Origin of the sequence: Antarcticibacterium flavum (assembly GCF_006159205.1) — a bacterium.
Classification (GTDB): domain Bacteria; phylum Bacteroidota; class Bacteroidia; order Flavobacteriales; family Flavobacteriaceae; genus Gillisia; species Gillisia flava.
This window is the reverse complement of the sequence record NZ_CP040812.1, coordinates 394,180-408,179: the sequence shown is the minus strand read 5'-3', so window position 1 is coordinate 408,179 and position 14,000 is coordinate 394,180. Positions and strand designations below refer to the sequence as shown.

Genomic DNA, 14,000 nt, shown 5'->3' with positions numbered 1-14,000 from the left:
TCGACCTTCACAAATACTACCTCAATGATTAAGTCTTTAAAAGGTATTCTCCCCCATATTCTCATTCTTTTAGGTTTCATAGTTCTTTCCCTCGCATATTTTAACCCTGTACTCCAGGGAAAGGAAATCTTCCAGAGTGATATTGTGCAGTATACCGGGATGGCAAAGCAACAGAATGACTTTAGAGCCAGGACCGGAGAGGAACCTTATTGGACAGACGCAGCTTTTGGAGGTATGCCCACCTATCAACTGGGCGCGAATTATCCTCATAATTATGTGAAGAAACTCGATTCAGTACTCAGGTTTCTGCCCCGCCCGGCCGACTATCTTTTCCTGTATTTTCTGGGTTTTTATATTCTTATGCTGGTTTTGAAACTCGATTATCGTCTAGCCTTTTTGGGGGCGATCGCTTTTGGTTTTTCCACATACCTTATTATAATCCTGGGGGTTGGACATAATGCCAAGGCCCATGCCATTGCCTACATGCCTATGGTCCTGGCGGGGATAATACTATGTTTCCGCAGCAAATATATAGCTGGATTCTTGCTTCTGGCGGTTGCCATGGCCCTGGAAATAGGAGCCAATCACTTCCAGATGACCTATTACCTGTTGTTGCTGGTAATTATTCTTGGGATTGCTTATCTGGTAGATGCACTAAGAAAGAATATGTTGCCTCATTATTTCAAGGCGCTTGGGGTTATGGTGGGAGCCGTGATTCTCGCCATTGGTGCCAATGCAACCAATTTGCTTGCCACACAGGAATATACCGGTTTTAGTACCCGTGGGGATACAGGTTTGACAATTACCCCCCAGGGAAATGAGAAACCTGCTGCCGGGCTCACCTATGATTATATAACTGAATACAGCTACGGTATAGTAGAATCCTTCAATTTGTTTATTCCCCGCTTTATGGGAGGTTCAAGTTCAGAAAAACTGGATGAGAACAGCGCAATGTATGAGCAGCTGCTGCAAATGGGAGCCTCACCAATGCAGGCGATGGATTTTGCCCAAAATGCACCAACCTATTGGGGAGACCAGCCTTTTGTTGGCGCGCCGGCTTATATAGGAGCTACAGTTCTATTTCTTTTTGTATTTGCACTTTTCCTTATTAGAGGTAGATTGAAGTGGTGGGTTGTTGGTGGTAGCATCCTGGCCCTTATGCTTTCATGGGGAAAGAATTTCCCACTTCTTACAGAGTTCTTTATTGATTTTGTGCCGCTTTACAATAAATTTAGGGCGGTTTCCTCCATCCAGGTTATCATTGAACTATGTGTGCCAATCCTGGCTGTCGTTGGGCTTTACAGGCTGTTCAATGAAGTGGTGAAAAATGAAGAAAAACTATTTGCCTTGAAATGGGCTACTATTATAACCGGAGGTACGGCTGTACTTTTCCTGCTGTTTAAGAACACCTTGTTTAATTTTAGCGGTGGGAATGATGCTATCTATATGGAACAAATGGGTGCCGGCTTTGTGCGGGCACTTAAAGAGGACAGAAAAGCCATCTTCACGACAGATGCTGTTCGTTCCCTCATATTTGTAATTCTTTCAGCCGCCTTGATCTGGATGTACCTTAAGCAAAAGGCAGGTAAAAACCTCCTGGTGCTTGGTTTTTCACTACTTATCCTCGCCGATCTTATTGCTGTGGACAGAAGGTATGTGAATAACGATGATTTTGTAGCTGCAAGACAAATGAAACAACCATTTCAACAAACTACTGCAGATGCACAGATCCTGCAAGACCAGGGGCATTATAGGGTGTTTGATGTGGCTGAAAGTCCGTTTAATACAGGAAGAACATCATACTTCCATAATTCAGTTGGGGGCTACCATGCTGCCAAGCCGGGAAGAATGCAGGACCTTTATGATTTCTATATTTCGCAGAACAATATGGAGATCCTGAATATGCTGAATGTAAAGTATTTTATCATTCCTACTGAAGAAGGCCCCCGGGCACAACAAAACCCTGAGGCCTTTGGCAATGCCTGGACGGTATCCAATATTAAATGGGTGGAGGATGCCAATGATGCCATGCTAAGCCTGGGAGAGGAGGATCTATCCTCTACTGCCATTATCAACCGTGAATTCAGTAACCTCGTTCCATCTGAAGTAAACCGGGATCCTTCTGCTCGTATAGAACTTGTAAGCCAGGAACCTAATGAGCTGGTTTATGAAACCTCTGCAGGCAGCGATCAATTAGTACTGTTTTCAGAGATATACTATCCTAATGGCTGGAGGGCTTACATCAACGGGGAAGCTGCAGAACACTTTAGGGCCAATTATGTCCTACGGGCGATGATGATACCTGCAGGAGAGAATACTGTTACCTTCAAATTTGAACCCGGGGTTGTGAAAACAGGTAGCTCGATTGCCCTGGCAAGTTCAATAATATTGGGATTACTTTTATTGGGCGCTCTTTTTTATACCTTTAAGGAGCGAAACACCAAAGAAGAGGTTTAGGCATATCGCACCACCACATAAATGAGAAAAGTCCTTATCATCACATATTACTGGCCTCCGGCCGGTGGTCCCGGCGTGCAACGCTGGCTTAAATTTGTGAAATATTTACCAGACTTTGGCGTGGAGCCTGTTGTCTACACTCCTTTAAACCCTCATTACCCGCTGCAGGATACCTCGTTGGAGCAGGAGGTGCCCAATGGGGTGGAAGTGATTAAACAAAAGATCCTGGAGCCTTATTCGGTTTCGAAATTGTTTTCCAGAAAACAAACTACCACCATAAGCTCAGGGATAATTGCTGAAGAGGATAAACAAAGCCTGCTGCAGAAAATGATGCTTTTTATTAGGGGCAATTTATTCATTCCCGATGCCCGGGTGCTATGGGTGAAACCATCTGTAAGCTTTCTGAAGGATTACCTTCAAAAGAATAATATAGAAACGATAATAACCACCGGTCCCCCGCATAGCCTGCACCTTATAGGCCTGGAACTTCAGAAGAAATTAAAAGTGAAATGGATTGCCGACTTCCGTGATCCCTGGACTAATATAGGCTATCATAAAAAACTGAAACTTACCGGCAGGGCAGCCAGAAAGCATAAGGAACTGGAACTGGAGGTGCTAAAAAGTGCCGATCAAATCGTAACGACCAGTTTTACCACTGCTGAAGAATTCAGGCAAAAAACTTCCCGACCGGTAACTGTGATCACCAATGGATTTGACGATACCGGGAGAAATGCGGTAGATCAGGATAAATCTTTTACCATCTCCCATATTGGCTCTTTACTTTCCGGGCGCAATCCTTTGAACCTTTGGCAAGTGCTGGGGGAGCTGAAGGAGGAAAATGAGAATTTTAAAGAAGACCTTAAACTGCAACTGACGGGAGTGGTAAGTGAAGAAGTGATTCAAGGAATTAAAACCGCAGGCCTGGAAAAAAATCTTGAATTGAAGGATTACGTAACCCATAACCAAGCCCTTGTCTTACAACAAAGGGCACGACTTCTCCTGCTTATAGAGATCAACAGCGAAGTGACACGGGGTATTATTCCTGGGAAGGTTTTTGAGTATTTGGCAGCCGGGAGGCCAATTATAGCCGTAGGCCCTGAAAATTGGGATGTCAATAGGATCCTCGGGGAGACAGGAGCCGGGAAGGTGTTTGGCTATACAGATGGTGAAATATTAAAAGAAGCAATTCTGAAAGTTTACAGAGATTATAAGCAAGGGGAAGAAGGGGTGATCACCAGAGATATAATGGCATATTCGCGCAGGAATCTTTCAGGAAAAATGGCATCATTAATAAAGGTGGGATGGGAATAATAATAAACCAGTCTTTTAAAAATATGGTGACCACCTATTTCGGGTTTGGAATAGGAGCAGTGAATACCTTATTCCTGTTTACATATTTCCTGGAAAAAGAATACTATGGCCTTATAAGCTTCCTGCTTTCAGCAGCAAATTTGATATGGCCATTAATGGCCTTCGGGGTTCATAATACCCTTGTAAAATTCTATTCCTCCTATAAAACCAGGGAGACAAGAGATAAATTTTTAACGCTTATCCTGGTTTTGCCTTTAATGGTTTCCCTGTTGCTGGGGCTCCTGGGGTTCTTTAGTTATTCCCTGCTCCTGGATTATTTTTCAGGCGGTAATGAACTTGTACAGCCTTATGTTTGGCTAATTTTCGTGATCGCTGTGGCCACTGCATATTTTGAGGTGTTCTTTGCCTGGAGCAAAGTGAATTACCACAGTGTTTTCGGGAATTTTATGAAAGAGGTTTTTCACAGGATATGTATAACTGTATTATTGTTCCTGGTTTTTCTTGAGGTGCTCTCGGTAGAGTATTTTGTTTATGCGATGGCCGGGGTATTTTTATTAAGGGCAGGAGCTATGCAGATTTATGCTTTCTCACTTTATAAACCAAAATTCAATTTTTCGCTTCCATATAATATAGCCTCTATTCTCAAATATTCTGCTCTTATCCTTATCGCAGGATCTGTAGCTATGATACTTCTGGACCTTGATAAGGTGATGATCGAGCATTATTTACCAATTGGGGAGGTGGCGGTTTATGGAATCGCTGTTTACATCGCCACGGTCATTTCGGTTCCTCAAAAGGCCATGCACCAAATCACGCATCCCCTTACAGCGAATTTACTTAATGAAAAGGACAGAGAGGGGCTGGATGACCTCTATAAACGAAGTTCTCTTAGCCTGCTCGTGGTAAGCGCCCTTATCTTTATCCTTATTATCGTGAATCTAAATATGCTTTACGAACTCATCCCCGAAGAATATCAAATGAGCACAATGATCGTCCTGTTGATCTCTCTTGTGAAATTATATGATAATATGCTCGGGAATAATAACAGTATTCTTTTTAATTCAGATTATTACCGGCTGGTCCTGGTAGTTGGTGTATTCCTGGCGATTCTGGCATTTGTATTTAATCTTATCTTCATTCCTTTATTAGGAATTTTTGGAGCGGCCCTGGCTACTTTTCTTGCATTTTCAATATATAATACCTCCAAGATCTTCCTGGTTTTTCAAAAGTTCAAAATGCATCCTTTCTCACGAAAAACGTTGATCATCCTGTTATTTACTGCTGTGCTTACTGCAGGATTCTATTATTGGGAATTTCCCTTTCACCCCATTATTAATATCATTTTAAAGTCTGCACTTGTAAGTATAGTGTATATGGGAGCGGCTTTACGCTTTGGTTTCTCCAGTGATGTTACCGGCCTTGTTTCAGGAATGTATTCAAAAGTAACTTCTTCGCATAAAAGCGGAAATCCCTAAGGCGATCTTGCGATACGACCTGTAGGGATCTCCTAACTAACCAACCAAAAAATTAAATTATGAATATGTTACCCTCTTATTCCTGAGCTTCTCGTTGTACCGGAGGAAGACCTGCCTGTTGTTGGTCTTACTGTGCTTGATCTTTGCGTTGGTACTGTTGATCTCACACTACTCCTGTTTGTATCATTCTGAGTACTTCTTACATTAGTACTTCTTTCACGTACATTAGATCTTGTTGCATTGGCCTGAACCCTTGTTGGAGTTGAACGGTTTACAGTTGTGGATTGTGAACTCGCAGCGTTCGTACTTCTCCTGGTTTCAACCGCTCTGGCCTGGGTGGGAGTACTGGTTCTTGAATTGCGAACCACAGCTTCCTGCCTTGCTTGATTTGCAGCTCTCCCGCTTAAAGTCTCATTCCTCGCGGTATTTCCTCGTTGGGCTTGTACCGCAGCCTCATGTCTTTCAACATTCGCGCGTTCCCTTGCAACATTCCCACTGTAAGTATTTCCTGTGGAGTTTCTCCCACTGTTGTTGTTACTTCTTACAGCAGCTTTATTACTCGTATCATTACTTGCATAATCCCTGCTTACGTTCTGGTTTGATCGCACTGCCGGGGAAAGGTCCCTTTCATTCGTGGTCCTGCGTCCATAATTATAGGAAGCAACCTGCTGCCCTGGACGGTAAAAATTGGACTTATTATAGTAGTAATTATTAGTTTGATACACATTGGTATACTGCATATAGTTCATCCTAACAGGCTGATAAAATGCTCTGTATGGTTCGTAATAAACTACCCTGTGGGACATATGAGGTCTAACATAATATCTGTGCCACGGCCTGTAGACATATCGTGTATTGTAATGATTGATAAAACCAATATACCTCACCGGCTGGTTGAAGCTGTTATACCTTATTTGAAGGTTTCCAACTCTTACTATATTCCCACGATTATTATAGTTTATCATTACATTACCGGCCTGGATGATCCTTCCGTAATAATCATAGAAAACAGGTACATTTTCAATTTGTATCACTGCTCCATAATCATCGAACTGCACAAAGGCATCATAATTATAACCGGCATTATAACTTACATTATAACCGGGGTGGGAGATATTTACCACGGGTGTGTTTATGAAACGGGGATTATAGTGAAAATCAAATTCCCCGTCTGGATATACCGCGAATTCTACTCCGCCTTCTACGAATATGAAGGCTTCCCCGTAGTTGGGTCTCAATATGTTATTTGTTGATGATGCATAAGTCGTCCATCCCGCAAAGAATAAAGCGACTATAAGTGTAAAATTTTTCATAAGGCGCAAATTTAGGTTGTGGTTAATAATTGAATGGACGTCTTTCTTTATTTAATGCAAAGTACGTGCCAAAAACCCAAATTACACTCTTAACCTCCTATCGCCGGGAGATGATATTTTATTGAGTCTCTATAAAAAATTGATTTAGAGATGTTTAATGGTAATTATAATTTTTCCTGAAGGTAAGGTGCGGTATAAGATCTTTTGTTTTTCGCTACTTCTTCTGGAGTTCCTGCAGAAATAAGGTAACCTCCCGTCTCTCCACCTTCCATTCCCAGGTCAATTACATAGTCTGCACACTTCACCAGGTCCATGTTATGTTCAATAACTATTATAGAATGGCCTTTTTCTATCAATGCATTAAAAGATTTAAGCAGCTTTTGAATATCATGGAAATGTAAGCCTGTTGTAGGTTCATCAAATATGAACAGGGCTTTCTCTTTCGTGATCCCCTTGACAAGGAAAGAAGCAAGTTTGATTCGTTGTGCTTCCCCGCCCGAGAGGGTAGAGGAGCTTTGTCCTAATTGAACATAACCTAATCCTACATCCTGTAGCGGTTTCAGTTTTTTGGTGATCTTCTTTTCCCCATTGGCCTTGAAGAACTCAATTGCATCATCTATAGTAAGATTAAGCACATCATCTATATTCTTTTCAGCAAAAGTAACTTCCAGCACCTCCTTTTTGAATCGTTTACCGTTACAAACCTCACACTCCAGGTGAACATCTGCCATGAATTGCATCTCAATGGTTACTTCTCCTTCTCCCTTACAGGTTTCACAGCGGCCCCCCTCCACATTGAAAGAAAAATGCTTTGGCTGAAACCCGCGGATATCTGATAGTTTTTGATTGGCAAACAAATTCCTTATATCATCATAGGCTTTGATATAGGTTACAGGATTGGATCTGGAGGACCTTCCAATTGGATTTTGATCCACAAACTCTATGGAAGTAGTGTTTTTAAAATTTCCTTCCAAACGGGTAAATTGTCCTGCTTTTTCACCATAGCCACCTGTTTCTTTTTGCAAAGCCGGGTAGAGTATCTTTTTGATAAGCGTACTTTTACCACTACCGGAAACTCCCGTTACAGCTGTAAACACTCCAAGAGGGAAAGTCACATCAATATTTTTGAGATTGTTTTCCCTGGCTCCAATTACCGTTACCTCCTGTTTCCAGCTTCTCCTCTTTGCAGGAACTTCAATGCGCATTTGGTTATTAAGATATTGAGCTGTAAGGGAATCTTGCTGCAGGATCTCCTTAAAGGTTCCTGTTGCTACTACATTTCCCCCGTGGGTACCTGCCTCCGGGCCTATGTCTATGATCTCATCTGCCGCCTTCATAATATCCTCATCATGTTCAACAACAATCACCGTATTACCAAGGTCCCTTAGTTTTTTAAGCACTCCAATGAGCCGTTCTGTATCCCTTGGGTGGAGCCCAATGGAAGGTTCGTCCAATATGTACATAGAACCAACTAGGCTGCTTCCCAAAGAAGTGGCAAGGTTAATCCTTTGGGATTCCCCACCGGAAAGTGTATTTGATTTTCGATTAAGGGTAAGGTAATTTAATCCCACATTGGAAAGGAATTCCAGTCGATTATTGATCTCGGCCAGTAATCTTTTCGCGATCTGGGCATCGTATTCATTCAGCTCCAGATCTTGGAAAAAAGCCCTCACCTTATCTATGGGTTTTTCAACCAGGTCGGTAATGGTGGTGCCTCCAATTTTTACATAGTTAGCTTCCGGGCGTAATCGTTTTCCTTTGCATAAAGTACATTTTGTCTTTCCCCTGTACCTTGAAAGCATAACCCTGTTTTGGATCTTATATGCTTTTGATTCAAGGAATTCAAAGAAACTATTAAGTCCTTCAAAATATTGATTACCGGTCCACACAAGCTCCTTCTGGGCATCGGTCAATTCAAAATATGGTTTATGAATTGGGAATTTGAATTTATGCGAGTTATTTACCAGTTGATCCCTGTACCAGCTCATACTCTCACCGCGCCAGGGAAAAATTGCATTTTCGTAAATGGACAAACCGGTATTGGGTATTACGAGGTCCTCGTCAATTCCTATGACATCGCCGTAACCTTCACATTTAGGACATGCCCCGTAAGGATTATTAAAGCTGAAGAGATGTACATTCGGCTCCAGAAAGTTAATTCCATCAAGTTCAAATTTATTGCTGAACTGCCTTAGGTCACCGGTTGATAGGCGCTCTATAAAAAGTTCGCCCTTACCTTCAAAAAATGCGGCCTGGGTGGCATCTGCCAGCCGGTTATAAAAATCTTCCTCGTCCTTTGTTACGATCCTGTCTACTACCAGCCATACTTCACCTTCTTTTAAGGGATCAAGATCTGTTTCATCTATTCTAACCACTTTATCTTTCACCTTGATCCTGCTATAGCCCTGCTGGAGAAGGACTTTTAATTTTTCGGCCAGGGTACGGCCTTCTTCAATATGAATTTCTGAAAGTAACAGGAGCTTTTCCCCCTGCTCAAAAGATTTGATGTAATTCACAACATCTGTAACTGTATCTTTTTTAACCTCATTACCAGAAACAGGGGAGTAGGTCCTGCCAATCCTTGCAAATAGCAATTTTAGATAATCGTAAATTTCGGTAGAAGTACCAACGGTCGAACGGGGATTGGTGGAATTCACCTTTTGTTCAATGGCTATGGCTGGAGCTATTCCTTTTATATAATCCACCTTGGGCTTATTGAGTCTTCCCAAAAATTGACGGGCGTAAGAGGAAAGGCTTTCTACATAACGGCGTTGTCCTTCAGCATACAGAGTATCAAACGCCAAACTGGATTTTCCAGATCCCGAAAGACCAGTTATAACCACGAGTTTATTCCGCGGGATTACAACATTAATATTCTTGAGATTATGAAGTTTTGCGCCTTTAATTACAATATTTTTCCTGGGATCTACCCCCGCAATATCTACAGCCATAGTGTGGATTTACCATTCAGGTGGCAAAGGTACTTAATAAGGAGGAGTGTAGAAAGTGAAGTATTTCAGTAAAAAATGTTAAAAAAAACAGTGGCCTCTTGCTTATGTTAAAAATATGTTGCTATATTTGAATCTCAAACGAACATACTAAAAAACTATTGCCTATTGCATAAAGTTACTTTTACACTTTTAACCTAACCTACAGGTATCCCCTAAAATACCTGGATTAAAGTAACTATTATGGAAAATACCAGTGCAACAGATGCTGCTTTAGTACGTTCGTACCTTCAGGGGAATGAGAATTCACTTTCAACCCTTATTACCAGACACCAACACCGCATTTATAGCTTTATTTATTCCAAGGTCTTTGATAAAGATATTGCGGAAGATGTATTTCAGGATACTTTTATTAAAGTGATCAATACCCTTAAGCGTGGTAAATATAATGAAGAAGGGAAATTCCTTCCCTGGGTGATGAGAATTGCTCATAACCTTATCATTGACCATTTCAGAAAGAACAAAAGGATGCCAATGTTTGAAAACAAAGGGGATTTTAATATCTTTTCTGTTCTATGCGATAGCGAGCTTAATGTAGAGAAGCAGCTTATCAAGGATCAAATCGAATGCGACGTACAGGAATTGATCAAAGAATTGCCTGCAGACCAGCTCGAAGTATTGACCATGCGTATATATAAAGATATGAGCTTCAAGGAAATATCAGAGCGCACCGGGGTGAGTATTAACACTGCCCTTGGACGAATGAGATATGCCTTAATAAATCTTCGTAAAATAATCGAAAAGCATAACTTAATTTTAACAAACTAAGCTGCAATATCCCCCAAAGGTTACGTTATTTTAAAACATTAACCACAAATTAATATAATGGGGAAACTTTACACTAAATCTTCGAAAGGAGAACATTTGAGAAATTTGAATCCAAAAAAAGAAACCATAAAATTTCTTCTTAATTATTCAAAGGCCCTACGCATCACGGAGTATAAGTCGATGAAATTTGACACACTCCTGAATTGAATAGAAAAAAGACCTGTTTATTAGCCTACAGGTCTTTTTTTTTGCTTTTAGTTGAAGGAAAGAAATTACATTTATTTCTTCTTGCTGTAATATTCTTTTATTACACTTTTTCTCCCAATAGTTTTGGTAATAATATCTTTTTCCAGGTCCCAGCCGCGGGCAGGAGAGTATTGCCTTCCATACCAGATTATCTGTAAATGTAAAATATTCCAAAGGTCTTTCGGAAATAACCGTTTTGCATCTTTTTCTGTCTGCACCACGTTTTTGCCATTGCTAAAATTCCAGCGATACATTAACCGGTGTATATGAGTATCTACGGGAAAAGCGGGTACATTAAAAGCCTGGGCCATCACGACACTTGCGGTTTTATGGCCCACTGCAGGGAGGGATTCCAGGGCTTCAAAATCGGCAGGGACCCTTCCCTCGTATTTGTCAATTAAGATGTGAGAAAGGCCGTAGATCCCCTTGGCTTTCATTGGTGACAGGCCTACCGGTTTAATGATATCCCTTATCTCGTCTACTGAAAGTTTGATCATATCATATGGATTATCGGCAATATTAAAAAGTATGGGAGTGATCTGGTTTACCTTAAGATCTGTACTCTGGGCTGAAAGTAATACTGCAATAAGCAGCGTGTAGGGATCTTTATGGTCTAACGGGATAGGAACCTGCGGATATATTTCTTTTAAGGTATCAATAACAAACTGTACCTTTTCCTTCTTGGTCATAATGCTTACATTTATAGCAAAAGTAATAATTATGACAACATTAAAAGAAGGAGATAAAGCTCCAGATTTCTCTGTCCCCGACCAGGATGGGAATACAAGAAATTTAAGCGACTATAAAGGGAAGAAACTGGTACTGTTTTTCTATCCCAAGGCCAGCACCCCGGGTTGTACGGCAGAAGCCTGTAACCTGCGAGATAACTGGGAGCATTTTCAGAAAAAAGGCTATGAGATCCTTGGCGTGAGTGCCGATTCTCAAAAAAAGCAACAGAACTTTAGGGATAAATATGAGCTGCCATACCCTTTACTTGCCGATGAGGATAAGGAAGTGATCCACGCTTATGGAGTTTGGGGCCCAAAGAAATTTATGGGAAAAGAATACGACGGGATCCACAGGACCACTTTTGTAATTGATGAAGAAGGGAAGATCGAAGATGTTATTGGAAAAGTAAAGACCAAGGAGCACGCCTCCCAGATACTTTAATTACGGTAAATTGTTTGCCACGAATGCACGAATGTTTTTTTTCTATCAGGTTTTTAAAGCACCTGCAAGATCAACGTTATTCGTGCATTAGTGGCTTAAAAATGTAACCGTCTTTACCTGTTCCGAAGGTCTAAGCCATTTAGATCCTGAAATGAATTCAGGATGGCGGTATCTGGATCGCTCTAAAGTCTAAAGTAGAACTCGCTATCGTTATGCTGAACTAGTTTCAGCATCTAACGTACGCGGGGAGTAACGCCGCTCTCTATTTCTCTTCATTATAATCTAGTGGATCCTGAATGAATTGAGCATTCAATGGTTTGCCACGAATGCACGGATGTATAAAATTTTCCTATTGGCATTTCCTTCCACGTCCTGAACTTAAAAATATTCGTGCATTAGTGGCTTACAATAATACCTGTTTGTGTCTGTTCCATAGTTCTAAGCCATTCTATCCTTAAATGAAGTCAGGATAACTGGGCCTTAAAAGGTTCAACTTTTTCCACATCTAACGTGCGGGTTAATCGAGGAGCTCTGCCTTTTGAATAGTCGCGGTGGTTTCGCAATTCTCGATTTGTAACTCCAGCACCTTTTCCTGGAATTCCCCTGATACAAAGTAGATATTACAGGGATCATTATCTGTTTTACTTTTTCCAAAATCTACTTTTCCATTTTTTAATATGGAGGAAACCCCACTTGTGTCAATATTTTGTACAGCGAAAAACTGGAGGGCTTCATCAGTAAAAATCCGGTCCTTGATTCTAATATTTTTAAGTACCCGGGCTGTGGGTGAATAATCACAGGAGGTTCTTTTTCCTCCCAGGAAGAATATAAGAATTACTATTCCAAAAAAAAGTCCGACTGAAAAGTAAGCGAAACGATGAATTATTTTCATTCTGGTATGCATGTAACCTTATAGGCCACTTTGCTTTAAATTAATAAACCGGTCGTGCCGGGGTTGAATCAACAGTTCTTTAAAAGATCAAAAGGTTGATATCCCGGTAAGAAAGATCAAACCAGTCTGCTATAGATTTGTTGGTTAAAATTCCGTGGTAAAAGTACAAACCATTTCGCAAACCTCTGTCAAATCTTAGGGTGTTTTCTATCCCACCCTCTTCAGCAATGTGTAACAGATAAGGAGTGAAGATGTTACTAATTGAAATTGATGAGGTCCTGGCGTATCTGGAAGGGATATTCGGGACACAATAATGAATCACATCGTGTTTTGTGAAAATAGGTTTATCATGAGAGGTGACTTCGCTTGTTTCAATGCAGCCTCCCATATCTATACTTACATCTATGACCACTGCACCTTTTTTCATTCCCTGTACCATTGCATCTGTAACAATTACAGGAGAGCGGTTTTTACCGCGAACGGCCCCTATTACAAGATCACATCTCTTTAAGGCTTTGGTAAGGGTTTTTGGTTGCAGGGTAGAGGTATACAGGGTCTGACCAAGGTTGGTCTGGATTTGGCGTAACCTGGTAAGGGAGCTGTCAAATACCTTGACGCTTGCGCCCAGCCCAACAGCACTTCGAGCTGCAAATTCGCCCACCGTTCCTGCACCAAGGATCACCACCTCAATAGGAGGTACCCCGCTTATATTTCCAAACATAAGTCCGTTACCCTCAGCATTATTGCTCATAATTTCTGAGGCTATAAGCACCGAGGCTGTTCCTGCGATCTCACTTAAAGCACGTACGGCAGGATAACTGCCATCATCATCCCTTATAAATTCAAACCCCAATGCTGTGATCCTTTTTGTAGCAAGTTTTTGAAAATATTCTTTGCACTGGGTCTTTAACTGAAGTGCAGAGATAATTGTGGTTTGAGGATTTATCATTTCCAGCTCTTCCAGGGAAGGTGGTTCCATTTTAAGGATAGTAGGACAGGAGAATACTTTTTTTGTATCCTTTGTGATCTCTGCACCCGCATTGGAAAAATCTTTATCGCTGAACCTGGCGTATTTTCCCGCTTCAGATTCTATCATGATCCTGTGGCCGTGTGCAGTGATTGCCGCAACAGCATCAGGCGTAAGGCAAATACGTTTCTCCTGGTAAGAGGTTTCTTTAGGGATACCAATGAATAACTGACCCTTATTTTTGTAAACTTCCAGTTTCTCTTCCTGGGGAATAAGCTGTTCTTTGGTAAATGGTGAGGTTTGGCTGGCCATGCTGATTGGTTGTTAACAAACTAAATTACAACATTTTTCAGCAAATATAAGAGGTATCTGGAATTTTCCGTCGCCCTGGCC

General features: G+C 41.2%; 10 protein-coding genes. 5 read left to right on the top strand and 5 right to left on the bottom strand.

Going from position 1 to position 14,000, the window contains the following annotated elements:
- Nucleotides 1-24: 24 nt before the first annotated feature.
- Genes FHG64_RS01880 through FHG64_RS01870 form a run of 3 tightly spaced genes read left to right on the top strand, consistent with a single transcriptional unit; the run spans nt 25 to nt 5,243 of the window.
- Nucleotides 25-2,457 (top strand): YfhO family protein, encoded by a 2,433-nt coding sequence (locus FHG64_RS01880; protein WP_139064824.1) that lies wholly within the window; start codon nt 25-27, stop codon nt 2,455-2,457.
- A 21-nt stretch (nt 2,458-2,478) separates the two neighbouring features.
- Entirely contained in the window at nt 2,479-3,768 is a 1,290-nt protein-coding gene (locus tag FHG64_RS01875; RefSeq protein WP_139064823.1) for a glycosyltransferase family 4 protein, read from the top strand.
- The gene (locus FHG64_RS01870) at nt 3,759-5,243 is read left to right on the top strand and encodes an oligosaccharide flippase family protein (RefSeq protein ID WP_139064822.1); all 1,485 of its coding nucleotides are present in this window, start codon (nt 3,759-3,761) and stop codon (nt 5,241-5,243) included. The genes FHG64_RS01875 and FHG64_RS01870 overlap by 10 nt, the downstream gene beginning before the upstream one ends.
- A gap of 68 nt (nt 5,244-5,311) precedes the next feature.
- Here FHG64_RS01870 and FHG64_RS01865 read toward each other — a convergent pair whose 3' ends face one another.
- Nucleotides 5,312-6,556 carry a hypothetical protein gene (locus tag FHG64_RS01865; RefSeq protein ID WP_139064821.1) on the bottom strand — a complete coding sequence of 415 codons (1,245 nt, stop codon included), beginning with the start codon at nt 6,554-6,556 and terminating at the stop codon, nt 5,312-5,314.
- A gap of 164 nt (nt 6,557-6,720) precedes the next feature.
- Nucleotides 6,721-9,507 (bottom strand): excinuclease ABC subunit UvrA, encoded by a 2,787-nt coding sequence (gene uvrA / locus FHG64_RS01860; protein ID WP_139064820.1) that lies wholly within the window; start codon nt 9,505-9,507, stop codon nt 6,721-6,723.
- Nucleotides 9,508-9,747: 240 nt separating this feature from the next.
- Here uvrA and FHG64_RS01855 point away from each other — a divergent pair, with 240 nt between their 5' ends.
- A complete protein-coding gene (locus FHG64_RS01855; RefSeq protein ID WP_139064819.1) occupies nt 9,748-10,332 on the top strand; it encodes an RNA polymerase sigma factor in 585 nt (194 codons plus the stop codon).
- A 278-nt stretch (nt 10,333-10,610) separates the two neighbouring features.
- Here the strand turns inward: FHG64_RS01855 and FHG64_RS01850 are convergent, their stop codons facing one another.
- Complete coding sequence (locus FHG64_RS01850; RefSeq protein ID WP_139064818.1) at nt 10,611-11,267, bottom strand: endonuclease III domain-containing protein; 657 nt, start codon at nt 11,265-11,267, stop codon at nt 10,611-10,613.
- Between the two features lie 31 nt (nt 11,268-11,298).
- On the opposite strand from FHG64_RS01850, the gene bcp reads away from it, so the two are divergent.
- Nucleotides 11,299-11,748 (top strand): thioredoxin-dependent thiol peroxidase, encoded by a 450-nt coding sequence (bcp, locus tag FHG64_RS01845; protein WP_139064817.1) that lies wholly within the window; start codon nt 11,299-11,301, stop codon nt 11,746-11,748.
- A gap of 517 nt (nt 11,749-12,265) precedes the next feature.
- On the opposite strand, the gene FHG64_RS01840 is transcribed toward bcp, so the two are convergent.
- The gene (locus FHG64_RS01840; protein WP_139064816.1) at nt 12,266-12,640 is read right to left on the bottom strand and encodes a DUF4258 domain-containing protein; all 375 of its coding nucleotides are present in this window, start codon (nt 12,638-12,640) and stop codon (nt 12,266-12,268) included.
- 79 nt (nt 12,641-12,719) lie between these two features.
- Nucleotides 12,720-13,919: an alanine dehydrogenase gene (locus FHG64_RS01835; RefSeq protein WP_139064815.1), complete on the bottom strand. Its 1,200-nt coding sequence runs from the start codon at nt 13,917-13,919 to the stop codon at nt 12,720-12,722.
- Nucleotides 13,920-14,000 lie beyond the last annotated feature (81 nt).

Bases quoted from the DNA above. Each gene is read 5' to 3' on its own strand.
- FHG64_RS01880 (WP_139064824.1), top strand. From the start codon at position 25: ATGATTAAGTCTTTAAAAGGTATTCTCCCCCATATTCTCATTCTTTTA.
- FHG64_RS01875 (WP_139064823.1), top strand. From the start codon at position 2,479: ATGAGAAAAGTCCTTATCATCACATATTACTGGCCTCCGGCCGGTGGT.
- FHG64_RS01870 (WP_139064822.1), top strand. From the start codon at position 3,759: ATGGGAATAATAATAAACCAGTCTTTTAAAAATATGGTGACCACCTAT.
- FHG64_RS01865 (WP_139064821.1), bottom strand. From the start codon at position 6,556: ATGAAAAATTTTACACTTATAGTCGCTTTATTCTTTGCGGGATGGACG.
- uvrA (WP_139064820.1), bottom strand. From the start codon at position 9,507: ATGGCTGTAGATATTGCGGGGGTAGATCCCAGGAAAAATATTGTAATT.
- FHG64_RS01855 (WP_139064819.1), top strand. From the start codon at position 9,748: ATGGAAAATACCAGTGCAACAGATGCTGCTTTAGTACGTTCGTACCTT.
- FHG64_RS01850 (WP_139064818.1), bottom strand. From the start codon at position 11,267: ATGACCAAGAAGGAAAAGGTACAGTTTGTTATTGATACCTTAAAAGAA.
- bcp (WP_139064817.1), top strand. From the start codon at position 11,299: ATGACAACATTAAAAGAAGGAGATAAAGCTCCAGATTTCTCTGTCCCC.
- FHG64_RS01840 (WP_139064816.1), bottom strand. From the start codon at position 12,640: ATGAAAATAATTCATCGTTTCGCTTACTTTTCAGTCGGACTTTTTTTT.
- FHG64_RS01835 (WP_139064815.1), bottom strand. From the start codon at position 13,919: ATGGCCAGCCAAACCTCACCATTTACCAAAGAACAGCTTATTCCCCAG.